The organism is Telluria sp. PB2R4, from assembly GCF_059685695.1.
This window is the reverse complement of the sequence record NZ_JCASIC010000003.1, coordinates 24,441-42,542: the sequence shown is the minus strand read 5'-3', so window position 1 is coordinate 42,542 and position 18,102 is coordinate 24,441. Positions and strand designations below refer to the sequence as shown.

Here is an 18,102-nt window from a genome sequence, read left to right as displayed (position 1 = left end):
TTAAGCTTGTTCGTTAGCGACTTGTAGGGTGGGCGGGGTGAATCGGGCCAGTGGCCCGATTCACGGACGCCGCGCGTTCAACAAACACAATCGAGCCAAAGACGCATGCTCATTGAGGTAATTTGAACGCGTGGGCGGCTAAGCCGCCCACCCTACGAATTCAGCGCTGGCACTGCACGCAGTAGAAGGTCGAGCGCTGGCCCTGCTTGATCTGGCGCACCGGCGACCCACAGTTGCGGCAAGGCACTCCTGCACGATCATAGACGAAATATGTCTGCTGGAAATAGCCAGATTGTCCATTCACCGCAATAAAGTCGCGCAGCGTGCTGCCGCCCTGCACGATGGCGGCCGCCAGGATGTCCTTGATGGCCTCGGCCAGCCGGTCGTAGCGGGCCCGGCTGATGCGCGCGGCCGGCGTCTTGGGGTTGATTCCGGCCCGGAACAGGCTTTCGCAGGCGTAGATGTTGCCGACCCCGACCACGATGTCGCCCGCCAGCAGCACCTGCTTGACCGGCGCGCTGCGCTTGCGGGTCTCGCGCCACAGGAGTTCGCCCGAAAAGCCCTCGTCCAGCGGTTCCACGCCGAGGCCGCGCAGCAGCAGGTGTCCGCCGAGTTCACCCTCGTCCTTGCCGTGCCAGAGCACGGCGCCGAAGCGGCGCGGGTCGTGCAGGCGCAGCACCTGCCGGCCTTCGGGACCCACCACGACCAAATCGAAATGGTCGTGCTTGCGCGGCTCGATCCCCGGCGGCAGCACGCGCAGGTGCCCGGACATGCCGAGGTGGACGATCAGGGTGCCGTGCTCGAATTCGATCAGCAGGTACTTGCCGCGGCGGCCAGTCCCGGTGATGCGGCGGCCGGCGAGCAGTTGCGCCAGGTTCGGCGGGAAGGGCCAGCGCAGGCCTTCGCGACGCGCGACCACCGTGTCGACGACACGGCCTTCGATATGGGGCGCGACACCGCGCCGGGTGACTTCTACTTCTGGCAGTTCAGGCATGGGGAAGGGGAGTGGTGTAAATTCTTAGGCAGCTATTAAGAAAACGCGCTGCAGTGCACGCGGGCGCATGCTTGAGCGTAGAATCAGACAACATCTCAGACCTCGGACTTTGCCTTGAAAAACGCTTTCGTCATTGTAACCCTCTCCAGCATCCTGGCGGCGTGCGCTGTCGCGCCTGGGCAGCAAACTATGGGCAAGACGGCAAGCGCTTCTTCGGCGACGCCGCTGGCCGCCGCCGAGGCGGCAGCCGGGCCGGACATTGATGCGCAGGCCGCGGCGCCCGACGAAGAAGAGATCGCGGCGGCAGCCCGCGCCGAAGTGGAAGCGCGGCTGCCGAAGGTGGCGCTCACCAGCAGCATGCTGAACCAGTTACTTAAGGCCGAGTTTGCATTCCGCAAGGGCGACTGGCAGGGACCGTATCTGACCATGCTGTCGCTGGCCCAGCAGACCCGCGACCCGCGCCTGGCGCGGCGCGCGGCCGAGATGGCCGTTACGGCGCGCCAGGCCGACGACACGCTGGCCGCCGTGCGCCTGTGGCGCGAACTCGACCCGCAATCCGACGAAGCGACCCAGTACTTCGTCGGCATGGTCGTTACCTCGGACAATATCGCGGAGGTCGAGCCGATCTTCGTCGCGCGCCTCAAGGAGGCTTCGCCCGACAAGCGCGGCATGCTGCTGTTCCAGATCCAGCAACTGCTCGGCCGCGCCAAGGACAAGGAAGCGGCCGGCGCGATGCTCGAGCGCGTCATCGCTCCCTACGAAGGCAGCTTCGAGGTGCACATCGTGCGCGCCCAGGGGGCGCTCGGACGCGGCGACCGCCCGGCGGCGCAACGCGCGGCGCAGGCGGCCCTGTCCGCCAAGCCCGATTCCGAAATCGCCATGCTGATGATGGCCCAGGTCATCGAAGACGAAGCCAAGGTCGGCCCGATGCTGGAAGCCTTCCTGAAGGCCAATCCGGAAGCGCGCGAAGTGCGCGCCGCCCACGCCCGGGTGCTGGTCAACCAGAAGCAGTACAGCCAGGCGCGCGCGCAGTTCGAAACCCTGCTCAAGGGCCGGCCCGACGATGCCGGCAACCTGTATGCCCTGGGCGTGCTGGCGAGCCAGATGAACGACGCCAAGGCTGCCGAAGGCTACTTCATCCGCTTCGTCGAGGTGCTCGGCCAGAATCCCGGCGACGAACGCGATCCGACCCGGGCGCTCTTGATCCTGGCCCAGATCGCCGAAGAGCGCGGCGATTATCCGGCCGCGCTGGCCTGGCTCGAGAAGGTGCCCGCCGGTACCGAAGCGCCGTTGATGTTCAGTGCCCAGCTGCGCCGCGCCCAATTGATGGCCAAGCAGGGCGACCTGGCGGGCGGGCGCAAGCTGCTGGCCAGCCTCAAGCCGCCCGAGGCGCAGCAGCAGGCCCAGGTGGCGGCGGCCGAAGCGCAGCTGCTGCGCGACGCCGGCCGTGCGCTCGAGGCCTATGCGCTGATGGAGGCGGCCGCCAAGCGCTTCCCGAAGAACGCCGACCTGCTGTACGACTTCGCCCTGCTGGCCGAGAAGGTCGGCCGCGTCGAGACCATGGAAAAACTGCTGCGCGACGTGATGACGCTGGCGCCGGACAACCACCACGCCTACAACGCCCTCGGCTACTCGCTGGCCGAGCGCAACATTCGCCTGCAGGAAGCCCACGCCCTGATCGCCAAGGCGCTCGAGATGGCGCCGGGCGACCCCTTCATCATGGACAGCATGGGCTGGGTCCAGTACCGCCTGGGCAACCTGGACGAGGCCGAGAAGCAGCTGCGCAGTGCCTACGCATTGCGGCGCGACCCGGAAATCGCGGTGCACCTGGGTGAGGTGCTGTTCCAGAAGGGGCAGCGGGTCGCCGCGCAGGAGCTGTGGCGCGAGGCGCGCGCCAAGGACCCGCAGAACGACACGCTGCGCAACACGCTGGCGCGCCTGCGCCAGAGCTTGTGAAATAATCCAGGTTTCGAACGCCATGCCGGCCGCCCAAGGGCGGCCGGTCAACTTCAGCTTCCTACGCCACCGATGCCGATTACCCGACGCCTGACCCTGATCGCCTGCGCTGCCATCCTTGCCGGCTGCGCCGCCACCAGCACCAACCTGGCCCCTGTGGCTGCCTACCGCGACAGCATCGACCTGAACGGCCGCCTGTCGGTCAACTACCAGAAGGACGGCCGGCAGGAATCCCTGACCGGCAACTATGACTGGACGCAGCGTCCGGGCCGCATCGACGTCACCCTGGCCAATCCGCTGGGCCAGACCATCGCCACCATCGAAGTCACGCCGCAGTCCGCGACACTGACCCAGTCCGGCCGCGCGCCGGTGAGCGAAGCCGATATCGACACCCTGACCCAGCGCACGCTGGGCTGGCCGTTGCCAGTGGCCGGCCTGCGCGACTGGCTGCAGGGGTATGCCGTGGACGCGCAAGGACAGCGCTTCGCCGCCTCGCCGGCGCGCAACGAGGTCGTCACCAGGGACGGCTGGCGCCTGCGTTTCGTCGAGTGGCAAGACCCGAACGCCGCCCAGCCGGCGCCGCGCGTGATCCATGCCGTGCGCGCCGCGGCGGGTGACATCCAGGACCTTCAAATCCGTATCGTCGTCAATCCGGCAGGGCAGGGCTAAGCGTTCATGCGTTCGCTGCACCATTGCCCGGCTCCGGCCAAGCTGAATCTGTTCCTGCACGTGACTGGCCGCCGCGCAGACGGCTACCACCTGCTGCAAAGCGTGTTCCAATTGATCGACCACGGCGACACCCTGCACTTCGACCTGCGCGACGACGAGTGCATCGTGCGCAGCACCGACGTTCCGGGCGTGCCCGAAGAGCAGGACCTGATCGTGCGTGCGCTGCGCCTGTTGCAGGCCGAGTACGCGCGCCGCCACGGCCGCCAGCCGCCGGGCATCGAGGTCGCGGTCGACAAGATCCTGCCGATGGGCGGCGGTCTGGGCGGCGGCTCGTCGGATGCCGCCACCGCGCTGATGGCGGCCAACCACCTGTGGCAGGCTGGATTGACGCAGCAGGAGCTGATGGATATCGGCTTGCCCCTGGGGGCCGACATTCCCTTCTTCCTGTTCGGCGAGACCGCGTTCGCCGAGGGCGTGGGCGAGGCACTGCAGGCCGTGCCTGGCCCCGATTGCTGGTACGTGGTGCTCGAACCAGGCGTCGCCGTACCGACTCCGGCAATCTTTTCCGCAAGCGATTTGACGAGGGATACAAAGCCCGTTACAATAGCGGACTTTTCCAGAAGCCTTGTTGTTTCAGGCAAGCAAAGTGGCTTCGGGAGAAATGATTTGCAGGACGTGGCTGTACGCCTGTTCCCGCCGGTAGCAGAGGCGGTTGCATGGTTGGGCAGGCATGGCGATGCCAGGATGACTGGCTCGGGGGCATGTGTGTTTTGTGCCTTCTCCAGCGAGCGTGAAGCGGACAGGGTCCTGGCACAAGTGCCGGAGCGCTGGAAAGCTTGGAAAGCGCATTCGCTGAAGAGTCACCCGATGAAATCGCTCTTGCGGAATCAAGCAGTTATAGAATAAAATTTTGCCTGTCGCGACGTTAGACGTTAAAATACGTGGAATGTAACGGCAAGCAGTTCAGTCGTGTAGGGGAATCGCCAAGCTGGTTAAGGCACCGGATTTTGATTCCGGCATACCAAGGTTCGAATCCTTGTTCCCCTGCCAAAGTTTTCCCGGCTGTCGAGGCGTGATCCTCCAGCGGGATAAACAGCGGTGCAGCGTTCCGCCTGCATCCATAAGCTAATCAGCCGGTTCGTCCGGCTGATTGTTTTTCCAGATTCAACGTTATTCTCTTGGGACTCCCTCCATGGCTTACGAAAACCTGATGGTTTTTACCGGCAACGCCAATCCGGCACTAGCAGAGGGGGTCGCTAAGAATCTCGGCATTCCACTCGGCAAAGCAGTCGTTTCGAAATTCTCGGACGGCGAAGTCATGGTCGAAATCAATGAAAACGTGCGCGGCAAGGACGTCTTCGTCCTGCAGTCGACCTGCGCACCGACCAACGACAACCTGATGGAACTGATGCTGATGGTCGACGCGCTCAAGCGCGCATCGGCTGGCCGCATCACCGCCGCCATCCCGTATTTCGGCTATGCCCGCCAGGACCGTCGCCCACGCTCGGCGCGTGTCGCGATCTCGGCCAAGGTGATTGCCAACATGCTGGAAGAAGCCGGCGTCGAGCGCGTCCTGATCATGGACCTGCACGCCGACCAGATCCAGGGCTTCTTCGATATCCCGGTCGACAATATCTACGCGTCGCCGCTGCTGCTGGGTGACCTGCAAAAGCGCAACTACGACGACCTGCTGGTCGTGTCGCCGGACGTCGGCGGCGTGGTGCGCGCCCGTGCGCTGGCCAAGCGCCTCGGCTGCGACCTGGCGATCATCGACAAACGCCGTCCGAAGGCGAACGTGTCGGAAGTCATGAACATCATCGGTGAAGTCGAAGGCCGCAACTGCGTGATCATGGACGACATGGTCGACACCGCCGGCACGCTGTGCAAGGCCGCCGAAGTACTGAAAGAGCGCGGCGCGAAGAAAGTCGTCGCGTATTGCACGCACCCGGTGCTGTCGGGTCCGGCAATCGACCGTATCCAGAATTCGCCGCTCGACGAGCTGGTCGTCACCGACACCATCCCGCTGAGCCCGGCCGGCGCCGCCTGCGGCAAGATCCGCCAGCTGACCTGCGCACCGCTGCTGGCCGAGACCTTCAAGCGGATCGTGAAGGGCGACTCGGTCATATCGCTGTTCGTCGACTAAGCAACACGCTGTCGTATTTTACGGCGCGCCTGGCTGACAAAGCCGGCGCGCCGTTGACGTAATTAGCATTAAGAATCTTGAGCGCGCAACATGGCGCTTATTCACGGTTGCCCCTGGTCGCGGGGGCGATCACCACTGGGTTACCGGGCTGGAGCACCTGCTCTGGCATTCGGACCCGTTTATTTTTGGAGTTTCACATGAAAGTAGTCGCATTCAACCGCACTCTGCAGGGGACCGGAGCGAGCCGCCGCCTGCGCAAGGCTGGCCAGACCCCAGGCATCATCTACGGTGGCACCGCTACCCCTGAACTGATCGCACTGGACGGCAACGCCCTGTACCACGCGCTCAAGAAAGAAGCTTTCCACGGTTCGATCCTGGACCTCGAAATCGAAGGCAAGACCCAGCAAGTCCTGCTGCGCGACTTCCAGATGCACGCATACAAGCAGCTGGTCCTGCACGCTGACTTCCAGCGCGTCGACGCATCGAAGCCGATCCACACCAAGGTCACCCTGCACTTCATCAACGCCGACATCTCGCCGGCCGTCAAGCTGAGCAGCGCCGTGATCTCGCACGTGGCGAACGAACTGGACGTGGCTTGCCTGCCAGGCAAACTGCCAGAGTTCATCGAAGTCGACCTGAGCAAGCTGGAAGCCGGCCAGTCGGTCCACGTCAACGACCTGACCCTGCCGGAAGGCGTCACCGCGCTGACCCACGGCCAGAACCTGACCCTGGTCACCTCGTCGATCCCGCGTGGCGCAGCTTCGGCTGAAGCCGCTGCTGAGTAATATCTTCCTTCGCGCCGCGCAAGCGGCCGCAGGAAACGAAACCCGCCGTGGCTTGCCCGGCGGGTTTTTTCTTTTGGCGGTGCTTGTTCATGCTTCGTAGGGTGGGCGGCTCAGCCTTGCGCTCTGCCGAACTGCGCCCTGAATGCCGCCCACGCGTTCAAATCACGACAAGGCTGCCCGCTCGTTTGTTCTTCCGATAGTTGAACGCGTGGGCGGCGCTACCCGATGGGCTGACCACCTTATCGCGGGCAGCCGCCCACTCTACGAACGGCACTATGATCGCCTCTACAGTTTTCAGCGATAATCCTGTTTTCCAAGAATCAAAGTAGACAAAGCATGTCCATCCGTCTGATCGTCGGCCTCGGCAACCCGGGCCCGGAGTACGAACAAACCCGCCACAACGCCGGCTTCTGGCTGGTCGACAACCTGGCGAATTCCTTGCCCGGCTGCCGCCTGCAGCGCGAATCGCGCTTCAATGCGTTGGTGGCGAAGACCCGGATCGCAGGCAACGAAGTCTGGCTGCTGGAACCGCTGACCTACATGAACCGCTCGGGGCAATCGGTCGGCGCGCTGGCGCGCTTCTACAAGATCAACCCGGATGAGGTGCTGGTGGTGCACGACGAGCTCGACATGCTGCCGGGCGTCGCCAAGATGAAGAAGGGCGGCTCCTCGGGCGGGCACAATGGTCTGAAGGACATTACGTCAGCGCTTGGCACGCAGGAATACTGGCGCCTGCGTCTTGGCATCGGCCATCCGCGCAGCCTCAACCTGCAGCAGGGCGTGGCCGACTTCGTGCTGCATCGCCCGCGCCGCGAAGAGCAGACCCTGATCGAGGAATCCATCGACAAGGCCCTGCGCATCATTCCGCTCGCCTGCGAGGGCAAGATGGACACTGCGATGATGCAGTTGCATACCGCGTGAAGAGTGTGAAGGCGTCCTAGCGGCTCTGCACGACCACCTGTCCGCGCACGTCCCGCATCATGCGATCGAGCGCCGGCCGCATCTGCTGGTAGTCTTCCGGCGTGCAGGTAGCCGCCGTATGCCGGAACTGCAGGCGGCGCCTCACCACCACCGACTCTTTCTCGCGCGCATACTGCGAGCGGTAGAAGAACCTTCCGTCATCGACCACCAGCGGCTTGGGCAGCGCCAGCACGCGGGTGCGCGGCGGCAGCGCATAGCGCAATTCGTCCTCGGCATCGATGGCTGGGCAGACGAAATCGTGGCGCCGCTCGGGTTCGCGTCCGAGCTCGGCCAGCGCGTCGCCCAGCCCGCCCCAGAAGTTGTAGGTGCTGGCCAGCGCAACCGGGCCCGGCAGACGCACGAAGCCGTCGGTCGCGCCCGAGAAGGCCAGTGTGTAGTTGTCCAGCGCGCCATCTCGTGAAGCGGCCTCGCCAGACCTACCTTCCTTGGCCGCGCCTTCGCTGCCCGCGCCTTCGCTCGGGCCCTCCGTCTCTCCCGGCTCGAACAGGCCGTCGCCCGTTTGCCCGAGCCCTGCCAGCATGCGCCGCACGAAGCCGTCGCGCTCGCTCTGGGGCGTGGTGCGCACGGCATGACGGTAGGGTTCGGCCATGGCGCCGCCGTTGCTGCGGCTGACGTGGAAGCGGCTGCTGCCGTCGCGCGCGATGTCGAACCGCGTCATGGTGCGGGTGCGCGCCGGCTGGAAGGCCGGTGTAACCGCAAACCCGCCGGAATCCGCCAGCAGCACCGGCTTGCCGAGCAGGGCAGGCGGCAGGAAGCCGCCCGCGACCGCGCCGGCGCTCGGGTCGAGGAACAGCTGCAGCTGCGGCACGTGGACGATGACGTGGTTCAGCACGCCCAGGGTCGGCACCGCGGGCAGGCGGTAGGCATCGTCGCCGTTGACCAGCGCGGCGCTGGACGGGATGCCGCTTGCGGCCAGCAAGGCCTGCAGCAGCACGGTATGGTCCTTGCAGTCGCCATAGCGGTTCGCCAGCACGGAAGCGGCAGGGTGCGGCACCACGCCGCCCGGGCCGAGGTAGACCGCGACGTAGCGGATGTTGCGGCGGACCCAGTCGGATAGTGCGATGGCTTTGGCGCGCCGGCCAATGCGCCCCTGCGTGATCTCGGCCGCCAGCTTTGCAATGGCCGCGTCCGGTACGGCCGCCGGCGCGGCGCGGGCATGGTAGGCGCGTGCAAAGGCCGCATAATCCGCGAAGGTCGAGACCGCCAGCCGGCGGCCGTAGTCGAGGTAGCTCACCGCACCCTGCTCGAAGCGCTCGTTGGCGCCATCCACGTAGCGGAAGCTGTAACGGCTGCGGCCTGGCGCAGGGGCGCTGGCCACCGGTACGAAGCCGACCGCGTCCGCCTGCAGCGTCATCGACGCAGGCAAGTCGTAGGTGAGCCGGAAATCCTTGTGGCGGTAGGGGCGGGCTACCGTGAAGTCTTCGAAGTGGCCCGGAAACAGCGGCGTATGGCGCCGCACGGAGTAGCGCAGGGTGAGCGTGTCGCCGGCCTGGACACCGGGGAAGATGACGACTTTCAGGCGTGTGTCCTGGAACATGGGCGCCTCGGCGGAGGCCGCCTCTTGCTGGTCGCGCATCTGTTGCGGCCCGACCGGCACGCGGCGGCCGTCCGGCTTGGTGGTCCAGGCCTCGACCGACACCAGCTGGTCGAGCGAGCCGTTGAAACTGACGTACTGCTCGGCATGCTGCCCGACCGCGGCGGGCGAGACGATCGTTTTTACCAGCTCGACATCGAGGGTGTGCGAGCCGTCTTCGGCGACTGTGAAATGCTGCCAATGGCGCTCGATGACGATCGAATGGTCGGTTGCGTCGCCTGCAGCCGCCAGCCGGCCGCCGACGAACAGCAGCATCAAAAACAGTGCAAAACGAACGGGCATGGCGGGCTCCGAAGGCGAGCGGTCCATGTTACGCAGGGTCTCAATGCCACCCTTGAGCCAGCGCAATCACACTCTTCCTGCGATAATTTTGCCCATGAAGGCACTCACATTCCATGCCGGGCCGCTGGCCCTTGCCCAGATCGGCGCGCAGGGCCTGCGTGCGCAGGACGTCGCCATCGTGCCGGCCGCGGCCGGTGGCCCCAAGGGGCTGATCTTCCAGGCGCTCGATGCGTGGATGTTTGGCGAATGGCTGCCGGGCGCCCCGCGCGAGCGCGTCCTCATCGGTTCCTCGATCGGCGCCTGGCGCATGGCCGCCGCCTGCCAGCGCGATCCGGCCAAGGCCTTTGCGCGCCTGGGTGAGCTGTACGCGCACCAGCGCTACACCAGCCGCAAGCCGACCCAGCACGAGATCGACAAGGTGGTGCAGGGCCTGCTCGCCGAATTCGTGCGCGGGCATGAAGACGACATCGTGAGTCATCCGCACCACCGCCTGCACCTGTTGGCGGTGCGCGGCAAGGGCGGCCTGGCCGCGCCCGGACACCAGCGCGCCGAGTTGCGCGGTTTCGCCACGGCGGCGCTGCACAACGCCTGTTCGCGCACCTGGCTGGGGCGCTGCATGGAACGGGTCGTGATCGGCGACGCCCGTGCCCATGCGCCGTGGCTGCGCGAGCGTTTCGATGCCTTCACTACCCACTTTTCCTCGCTCACGCGCACCAACCTTGCGGCGAGCCTGCTGGCCTCGGGAACGCTTCCGCTCATCATGAAGCCGGTCACTGGCATCGCCGACCTGCCGCCGGGCAGCTACTGGGATGGCGGCTTGATCGACTATCACCTGGCCCTGCCGTATGCGCGGGCGGCCGGGGAGAGCAAGGGCGACCTGGTGCTGTACCCGCACTTTACGCAGCATATCGTGCCGGGCTGGCTGGATAAAGGATTCCCGTGGCGCCGCGCGGCGCGCGCCCACCGGGGCTGGCTCGACAACGTGCTGATCGTCTCGCCTTCGGAGGAATTCCTGCGCACCCTGCCGCGCGGCAAGCTGCCGGACCGGGCGGACTTCACCTTCTATGGGCTCGACCATGATGAGCGCATCCGCAACTGGCAGCGGGCGATCGGGGAGGGGCAGCGGCTGCGTGATGAGCTGGCGGAGTTCGTTGCCAGGCCAGACATGTCGCGCATCCGGCCGGTCTGAGCGGCAGGCGAAAAAAAACCGCTGCACTGCAGCGGTTCTTGTCTGGATGCGTTGATCAGGCGCGCTTGCGGCGAGCGGCAAAGCCCAGGGCGCCCAGGCTAATTAGCAGGATGCTGGCCGGCTCCGGCACTTCTGCCTGCGTGCCGAAGAATTCCAGTTCGGCCAGCTGGTGCATACTGTCCGAGACCACGCGCGTCGACGCGTAACGGAAGATGCTGTAGGACGCCGGCGAGGTGTAGTCGGTACCGGCGAAGAACTGGACAGTCTGATGGCGATCGGTCCAGACCGATTGCGGCTTGTCGTAGCTGAAGATCGCGGTGTAATTGATGCCGTCGTTCGAACCGAGGATCTGCCAGCGGTTCGAATCGCGGCCCGGTACGTCGTTGGCCGACGACGCCGTGAAGCTGGTCAGGGTGTAGCGCTTGCTGCCGAAGTTGGCTTCGACCCAGACATTGGTCTCGCAGCACCATTTATCGTTCCCGCCGCCGACCCGGTTGTCGAACACGTTGAACGCGTACTCGCCACCGCCGAAACCCTGCTCGACCGACGAGCGGAAAGTAGCGTTGTAGCCGCTGTCGGCTTCTGGGTTGCCATTGTTTTCCGGATCGGTCAGGTCGCCGCCAACCAGGCCCGCGTTCGCGTAGCCGGGACGGATGATGGAGGCATCCGCGCTCGTTGCCAAGAGGGTTGCGGCGACGACCAGTGCATAGATCAGTTTGTTCATGAGATATCTCGGGTGAATTGAATTGATTACCATCTAGCAATTACTGTTCCACCCTAGCAAGTATTTGATTTCAAACGGCATATTTACGCGGAGCGCAGCAGATGAGCCTTCACTGTAAAATTTCCCGACAGTAAATTTAGCTGCGCAGGAGCACAATTGGTCCGGATCTGAGCCGTTTTTTTCGGCAGCCCATAGCGTCCCCGGTTACAATGTGGGGTTTTGGAGCCGGGCTTTTTCCGCTCCGCATCTATACGAGAGAAAAGAGTCCCCATGAGCCTCCAATGCGGCATCGTCGGCCTGCCGAACGTCGGCAAGTCCACCCTGTTCAACGCCCTGACCAAGGCCGGTATCCCGGCCGAGAACTATCCGTTCTGCACCATCGAGCCGAACGTCGGCGTGGTCGAGGTGCCGGATCCGCGCATGCAGGCGCTGGCTGACATCGTCAAGCCGGAACGCGTCGTGCCGGCGATCGTCGAATTCGTCGACATCGCCGGCCTGGTGGCCGGTGCGTCGAAGGGCGAGGGCCTGGGCAACCAGTTCCTGTCGCACATCCGCGAGACCGACGCGATCGTCAACGTGGTGCGCTGCTTCGAAGATGACAACGTGATCCACGTGGCCGGCAAGGTCAGCCCGATCGACGACATCGAAGTCATCCAGACCGAGCTGGCGCTGGCCGACCTGGGCGCCGTCGAGAAAGCGATCCACCGCGAAAACAAGAAGGCGCGCTCGGGCGACAAGGATGCGGCCAAGCTGGTGGCCATCTGCGAACGCATGCTGCCGCACCTGAACGAAGGCCAGCCGGTCCGCACCATGGGCCTGGACGCCGACGAGATGGCCTTGATCCGCGAATTGCACCTGATCACCGCCAAGCCGGCGATGTATGTCGCCAACGTCTCCGACACCGGTTTCACCGACAACCCGCTGCTGGACAAGCTGACCGAGTTCGCGAAGAAGCAGAATGCGCCGATCGTGGCCATCTCCGCCGCGATCGAATCGGAGATCGCCGAGATGGAAGACGCGGACAAGAAGGAATTCCTGGCCGACATGGGCATGGAAGAGCCGGGCCTGGACCGCCTGATCCGTGCCGCCTACAAGCTGCTCGGCCTGCAGACGTATTTCACCGCAGGTGTCAAGGAAGTGCGCGCCTGGACCGTGAAGGTCGGCGCCACCGCCCCGCAAGCCGCGGGCGTAATCCACACCGATTTCGAGCGCGGTTTCATTCGCGCGCAGACCATCGCGTATGACGATTACATCGCCCTGAAAGGCGAAGCGGGCGCGAAGGAAGCGGGCAAGATGCGCGCGGAGGGTAAGGAATACATCGTCAAGGATGGGGATGTGTTGAACTTCCTGTTCAACGTCTAAGCAGCCAGCTACCCAAGCGAAAAGCCCCGCCAACGAGCGGGGCTTTTCGTTACAGGCTTCGATTCGTCCCACATCGACGGCGCTTCGTCCCACAACGCTTCTCTAATAATTGCTCCCATGTTCAACTAGGCTCAAATAGGCAGTCCCGAACAATCGACAAGTGAGCGAATCATGAAGACAATCCTCGTCACGACAGCCGTCCTGCTGGCCGCCAACAGCGCGCTGGCACAAGACGCCATCAACTGCGGTTCCTGCGCCGAGTGGAACAAGCCCGTCGCCCCCTTCAACGTCCACGGTAACACCTGGTACGTCGGCACCGCTGGCCTGTCCGCCCTGCTGGTCACCGGCCCGCAGGGCCACGTCCTGCTCGACGGCGCGCTGCCGCAGTCCGCGCCGCTGATCCGGAAGAACATCGAAGCGCTCGGTTTCAAGATGAAGGACGTGAAGCTGATCCTCAATTCGCACGCCCACTTCGACCACGCCGGCGGCATCGCCGCGCTGCAGAAGCTGAGTGTCGCCACGGTCGCCCACAGCCCGCACGGCGCCCAGGTGCTGCGCGACGGCACGCCCGGTACCGACGATCCGCAGTACGACCCGAAGGAGCGCGTCTACATTCCAAAGATCGCGCAGGTGAAGGAAGTCGCGGACAAGGAAACCCTGTCGATCGGCCCGCTGCGCTTCACCGTGCACTACACGCCCGGCCATACGCCCGGCGGCACCACCTGGACCTGGCAATCGTGCGAAGGCGGCAAATGCCTCGACATGGTCTATGCCGACAGCCTGACGCCGGTATCCACCGACGGCTTCTACTACACCGGCGGCGCCGGCTACCCGGACCGCTCGGCCAGCTTCCGCAAGACGATCGCCACGATCGCCGGCCTGAAGTGCGACATCGTGATCGCCGCCCATCCGTCCGCCACCGATGCCTTCGCCAAGGCAGCGCGCAAGGCAGAGGGCACGAATCCCTTCATCGATCCGGAAGGCTGCCGCAAGCTGGCGGCCGGCGCCGCGCAGAAGTTCGAAGAACGTCTGCAGCGCGAGCGCGACGAGAAGGCGAAAGCGAATGGCTGAGTAAGCGAATTGGGCTCCCGCCTTCGCGGGAGCGACGGGCCTGGGCCAACAGGGAAAGCGCCATCGGCAGGTGAGGGTGTCCACCTGCGAAGCGCCGCAATCCCTGCCATACTGTCGGCCTTCCTTCGCAAGAGGCGACAGCATGGCGACCGTTACCGAACTCCTCATCTACCCGATCAAGTCCTGCGCCGGCATCGCCGTGCCGGAGGCGCGGTTCCACATCTCGGGCCTGGCGGCGCAGGACGTGCACGACCGCGAATGGATGCTCGTCACCCACGACGGCCAGTTCCTGACCCAGCGCGAGTACCCGCGCATGGCGCTGGTCACGCCGCGGATCGACGGCGATGCCGTCGCCGTGACGGCTCCCGGCATGCCGGCGCTGCGCCTGCCCCTGGCGCACGACCCCGCCGCACCCGGGAAAACCGTGCAGATCTGGGACCACAGCGTGGACGCCGCCGATTGCGGCGACACCGCCGCGGCCTGGTTCGCCGACGCGATTGGCGGGCCGTGCCGGCTGGTGCGATTCCGCCCGGACGTGCACCGCCCGACCAGTACCAAGTGGACCGGCGGCACGCCCGCCGAAACCCGCTTCGCCGACGGCTACCCGATCCTGGTCATTGGCCAGGCCTCCCTCGACGATCTCAACGCCAGATTAAAATCAGCCGGCCGCGCCCCGCTGCCGATGAACCGCTTCCGCCCGAACCTGGTGGTCGACGGCATCGACGCTTTCGAAGAGGATTACGTGGAATCCTTCGTGCTTGACGACCTGGCGCTGCGTCCGGTCAAGCCCTGTGCGCGCTGCCCGATTCCCTCGATCGACCAGGCCACCGGCATAGCCGGCCCCGATCCGCTCGACATCCTGCAGTCTTACCGCGCCAATCCGCGCATGGAAGGCGCCGTCTGCATGGGCATGAACTGCATCGTCACGGCAGGGGCGGGCGGGTCCTTGCGCGTCGGCCAGCAACTGGACGTAGCCATCGCATTCTGACCCCGGAATAGTGTCGTTAAATCGCCCGCGGGGGCGATTTTTCGTTTCCAAGGCTGGAAAGATGGCGTAATGTTACGGTTATTGCTGAAAGGAATTTTCAATGCACGAGCCGGATGCGCAGACGCGAGAACTGATGCTGGAGAACGAGACCCTGCGTTCCCGCATGGCGTACCTGCTCGAGCAGGCCGAGCGCAACCACTCGATTATGACCCGGCACCAGGCCTTCGACCTGCAGATCGTGGGCGCCGGCTCGTTCCAGCAGCTGGTGTCGACCATCTTCGGCACGCTCCCGATCACTTCCGAACTCGACACCGTGACCCTGGCGCTGGTGGACCCGGAAGCCGACATCTACACCGTCATGCACAAGCTGGGCGTGGATTACGAACAGCTGCCCAACCTGCTGTTCTGCGAGCAGGCCGAGGAACTCGGGTTCAAACCGGCCGAGGGGCGCCGTCCGCGTCCGGTGCTGGGGCCGTATGCGCCTTCGCGCCATGGCGCGATGTTCCCGCAGCCGCCGAAAAACCTGCAGAGCGTGGCGCTGGTGCCGTTGCTGCGCAATACCCGCCTGATCGGCAGCCTGAACCTGGGCAGCTCGGACCCGAACCGCTTCACCGCGGCGCTCGGCACCGACTTCATCGAGCACATGGGATCGATCGTCGCGATCTGCCTCGAGAACGTCATCAGCAACGAGATGCTCAAGTACATCGGGCTGACCGATTCGCTCACCGGCGTCTACAACCGGCGCTACATCGACCGCCGCCTGGTGGAAGAGATCGCGCGGGCGCGCCGCCAGGCCTACCGCATCTCGTGCATGTACATCGACATCGACCATTTCAAGCAGGTCAACGACAGCGTCGGCCACCAGGGCGGCGACGAGGTGCTGCGCGAGGTGGCCCAGCGCATCAAGGCCGAATTGCGCATCTCGGATGCGCTGGCGCGCTTCGGCGGCGAGGAATTCGTGGTGCTGCTGATCGACGCGGACCTGGAAAGCGCCAGCATGGTGGCGCAGCGCATCCGCGCCAGCGTGGCCTTGAATCCGGTAGACCTGAACAGCGGCGAGCAGGTGCCGGTGACGGTGTCGATCGGGGTGGCGACGCTCGACGATTTCGAGCGGGACCATGCGATCGAGGGCGTGGCGCAGGATCTGGTGGCGCAGGCGGATACGGCGCTGTATCAGGCCAAGGCCAATGGGCGCAATCGGGTCGTTTCACTTTCGTAAGGTGGGCGGGTCTTCCGCCCACGCGTTCAAATCACGGATGAACTGACGCGTTGCGATTGTATCGATGCTGGTTGAACGCGTGGGCAGGAAACCTGCCCACCCTACGGTCGTCGCGAATATTCAATGCGTAACGACGCGATATCGCGGAAACAATCACAGCAGCCGGCTCTCGGCCCGGCTCACGGCTTCACCCTCACCCCGCAGCACCAGCACATCCCCCGCCAGCAGCATCGTCTCCGGATCGAAATCCAGGCTCTGCCCGTTGCGCCGCAGGGTGGTCACCTCGGCGCCCACTTCTTCCAGCGCCAGCTCCCTGACATGCTTGCCGATCCCGACGGCGCCGCCGTGCAGCGTCACCGAATGCAGGCGCACGTAGGTGTGTTCCAGGTCGTCCGAGACGTCGCTGGCGCCGTGGAAGTAGCCGCGCAGCGAGGCGTAGCGCTCGTCGCGCGCCGCCTGCACGCGGTGCACCACGCGGCGCAGCGGCACGCCCATCGTCACCAGTGCGTGCGACGCCAGCATCAGTGAACTCTCCAGCGCCTCCGGGACGACTTCGGTGGCGCCGGCGCGCTTGAGCACATCGAGGTCGCTGTCGTCGTGGCTGCGCACGATGACCGCCAGGTTCGGCGCCAGCTCGTGCACCAGGTGCAGCACCTTCAGCGCCAGCCGGGTGTCGGCGAAGGTGATCACCAGGGCGCTGGCGCGGTTGATGCCGGCCGCGATCAGGCTTTCGCGGCGCGCCGCGTCGCCGTAGGACACGCTGGCGCCGGCCGATTGCGCCTCTTGCACCCGCTCCGGGTCCAGGTCGAGCGCGTACCAGGGCAGCTTTTCCTCGGACAGCAGGGTGGCCAGGCTCTGGCCGCTGCGCCCGAAGCCGGCGATGATCACGTGCTTCTGGGTCTTCATGGTGCGGCTGGCGATCTGGGTCAGCTGCAGCGACTGCATCATCCATTCGTTCGACGAGACTTTCATGACAACCCGGTCCATGTTGTCGATGACGAAAGGCGCAATCAGCATCGACAGCACCATCGAGGCCAGCACCAGCTGCAAGAGGAAAGGGTCGACCAGCTTCGAGCCCATGGCGAGGTTCAGCAGCACGAAGCCGAATTCGCCGGCCTGCGCCAGCGCCAGGCCGGTACGCATGGCTACGCCGTCGCTGGAACCGAAGGCCTTGGCCAGCACGGCGATGATCGCGAACTTGAGCAGCACCGGAAAGATCACCAGCGCCAGCACCAGCCACCAGTGCTGCAGCACCAGCTGCAGGTTGAGCAGCATGCCCACCGTGATGAAGAACAGCCCGAGCAGCACGTCGCGGAAGGGCTTGATGTCTTCTTCCACCTGGTGCTTGTACTGGGTTTCCGAGATCAGCATGCCGGCCACGAAGGCCCCCAGCGCCAGCGACAGGCCGGCCTGCTCGGTGATCCAGGCCAGGCCGAGCGTCACCAGCAGCAGGTTGAGCATGAACAGCTCCTGCGAACGGCGCTTGGCGACGATGGTGAACCAGTTGCGCATCAGCTTCTGGCCGAACTTCAGGAGCAGGGCCAGCACGAAGGCCGCCTTCAGCGCCGCCCAGCCGAGCGTGATCGCCAGCTCTTCGGCCGGACGCGCCAGCGAAGGGATCAGGATCAGGAGCGGCACCACGGCCAGGTCCTGGAACAGCAGGATGCCGATGATGCGGCGCCCATGCTCGCTCTCCAGCTCCAGGCGCTCGGTCAGCATCTTGACTACGATGGCCGTCGAGGACATCGCCAGCGCCCCGCCCAGGGCAAAGGCGGCCTGCCAGCTGAGCTGCAGCGAGGGTGCCCACCAGGAAATGAACAGGCCGAACGCCATCGCCGTCACGATCGTCAATACGACCTGTGCCAGGCCCAGGCCGAACACGATGCGGCGCATCGATTTGAGCTGGGCCAAGGAGAATTCGAGCCCGATGGAAAACATCAGGAACACGATACCGAACTCGGCCAACGTATGGGTGGCGGGACTGTCGTCTGCCAGGGCCAGCGCATGGGGGCCGATCAGTACGCCGACGGCCAGGTAGCCGAGCATCGGCGGCAGGTGAAGCATCCGGAAGGCGACCACACCGAGCACGGCGGAGCCCAGCAGGAGCAGGGTCAGTTCAAGTCCGGAATGCATCGTCCCGAGGTG

At 65.1% G+C, this 18,102-nt stretch carries 15 protein-coding genes and 1 tRNA gene; 12 read left to right on the top strand and 4 right to left on the bottom strand.

Features of this window, described 5'->3' with window-relative positions:
- Nucleotides 1-160: 160 nt before the first annotated feature.
- Nucleotides 161-994 (bottom strand): bifunctional DNA-formamidopyrimidine glycosylase/DNA-(apurinic or apyrimidinic site) lyase, encoded by an 834-nt coding sequence (gene mutM, locus AC56LU_RS06315; RefSeq protein ID WP_497174760.1) that lies wholly within the window; start codon nt 992-994, stop codon nt 161-163.
- A 189-nt stretch (nt 995-1,183) separates the two neighbouring features.
- On the opposite strand from mutM, the gene AC56LU_RS06310 reads away from it, so the two are divergent.
- From AC56LU_RS06310 to pth, 7 genes are all read left to right on the top strand, one after another.
- On the top strand, nt 1,184-2,950 hold the full coding sequence (locus tag AC56LU_RS06310; RefSeq protein WP_497174759.1) for a tetratricopeptide repeat protein: 1,767 nt from the start codon (nt 1,184-1,186) through the stop codon (nt 2,948-2,950).
- Between the two features lie 72 nt (nt 2,951-3,022).
- Nucleotides 3,023-3,619: a lipoprotein insertase outer membrane protein LolB gene (locus tag AC56LU_RS06305; protein WP_497174758.1), complete on the top strand. Its 597-nt coding sequence runs from the start codon at nt 3,023-3,025 to the stop codon at nt 3,617-3,619.
- Between the two features lie 6 nt (nt 3,620-3,625).
- Nucleotides 3,626-4,525, top strand: coding sequence for a 4-(cytidine 5'-diphospho)-2-C-methyl-D-erythritol kinase (ispE, locus tag AC56LU_RS06300; RefSeq protein WP_497174757.1), 900 nt, complete (start codon nt 3,626-3,628; stop codon nt 4,523-4,525).
- Nucleotides 4,526-4,592: 67 nt separating this feature from the next.
- Nucleotides 4,593-4,669 (top strand) — tRNA-Gln (locus AC56LU_RS06295).
- A 142-nt stretch (nt 4,670-4,811) separates the two neighbouring features.
- Nucleotides 4,812-5,762 carry a ribose-phosphate pyrophosphokinase gene (locus AC56LU_RS06290; protein ID WP_497174756.1) on the top strand — a complete coding sequence of 317 codons (951 nt, stop codon included), beginning with the start codon at nt 4,812-4,814 and terminating at the stop codon, nt 5,760-5,762.
- Nucleotides 5,763-5,959: 197 nt separating this feature from the next.
- A complete protein-coding gene (locus tag AC56LU_RS06285; protein WP_497174755.1) occupies nt 5,960-6,547 on the top strand; it encodes a 50S ribosomal protein L25/general stress protein Ctc in 588 nt (195 codons plus the stop codon).
- Nucleotides 6,548-6,883: 336 nt separating this feature from the next.
- A complete protein-coding gene (gene pth, locus AC56LU_RS06280; protein ID WP_497174754.1) occupies nt 6,884-7,468 on the top strand; it encodes an aminoacyl-tRNA hydrolase in 585 nt (194 codons plus the stop codon).
- Between the two features lie 16 nt (nt 7,469-7,484).
- On the opposite strand, the gene AC56LU_RS06275 is transcribed toward pth, so the two are convergent.
- Entirely contained in the window at nt 7,485-9,404 is a 1,920-nt protein-coding gene (locus tag AC56LU_RS06275; protein ID WP_497174753.1) for a DUF3857 domain-containing transglutaminase family protein, read from the bottom strand.
- A gap of 94 nt (nt 9,405-9,498) precedes the next feature.
- On the opposite strand from AC56LU_RS06275, the gene AC56LU_RS06270 reads away from it, so the two are divergent.
- On the top strand, nt 9,499-10,593 hold the full coding sequence (locus tag AC56LU_RS06270; RefSeq protein ID WP_497174752.1) for a patatin-like phospholipase domain-containing protein: 1,095 nt from the start codon (nt 9,499-9,501) through the stop codon (nt 10,591-10,593).
- Between the two features lie 55 nt (nt 10,594-10,648).
- On the opposite strand, the gene AC56LU_RS06265 is transcribed toward AC56LU_RS06270, so the two are convergent.
- The gene (locus AC56LU_RS06265; protein ID WP_497174751.1) at nt 10,649-11,317 is read right to left on the bottom strand and encodes a PEP-CTERM sorting domain-containing protein; all 669 of its coding nucleotides are present in this window, start codon (nt 11,315-11,317) and stop codon (nt 10,649-10,651) included.
- Between the two features lie 270 nt (nt 11,318-11,587).
- On the opposite strand from AC56LU_RS06265, the gene ychF reads away from it, so the two are divergent.
- The 4 genes from ychF (at nt 11,588) to AC56LU_RS06245 (ending at nt 15,957) form a co-directional block, all read left to right on the top strand.
- Entirely contained in the window at nt 11,588-12,679 is a 1,092-nt protein-coding gene (gene ychF / locus AC56LU_RS06260; RefSeq protein WP_497174750.1) for a redox-regulated ATPase YchF, read from the top strand.
- Nucleotides 12,680-12,850: 171 nt separating this feature from the next.
- Nucleotides 12,851-13,750, top strand: coding sequence for a subclass B3 metallo-beta-lactamase (gene bla / locus AC56LU_RS06255; protein WP_497174749.1), 900 nt, complete (start codon nt 12,851-12,853; stop codon nt 13,748-13,750).
- A gap of 142 nt (nt 13,751-13,892) precedes the next feature.
- A complete protein-coding gene (locus AC56LU_RS06250) occupies nt 13,893-14,738 on the top strand; it encodes an MOSC domain-containing protein (RefSeq protein WP_497174748.1) in 846 nt (281 codons plus the stop codon).
- A gap of 100 nt (nt 14,739-14,838) precedes the next feature.
- The gene (locus tag AC56LU_RS06245) at nt 14,839-15,957 is read left to right on the top strand and encodes a GGDEF domain-containing protein (protein ID WP_497174747.1); all 1,119 of its coding nucleotides are present in this window, start codon (nt 14,839-14,841) and stop codon (nt 15,955-15,957) included.
- A gap of 153 nt (nt 15,958-16,110) precedes the next feature.
- Here AC56LU_RS06245 and AC56LU_RS06240 read toward each other — a convergent pair whose 3' ends face one another.
- A complete protein-coding gene (locus AC56LU_RS06240; RefSeq protein WP_497174746.1) occupies nt 16,111-18,090 on the bottom strand; it encodes a monovalent cation:proton antiporter family protein in 1,980 nt (659 codons plus the stop codon).
- Nucleotides 18,091-18,102 lie beyond the last annotated feature (12 nt).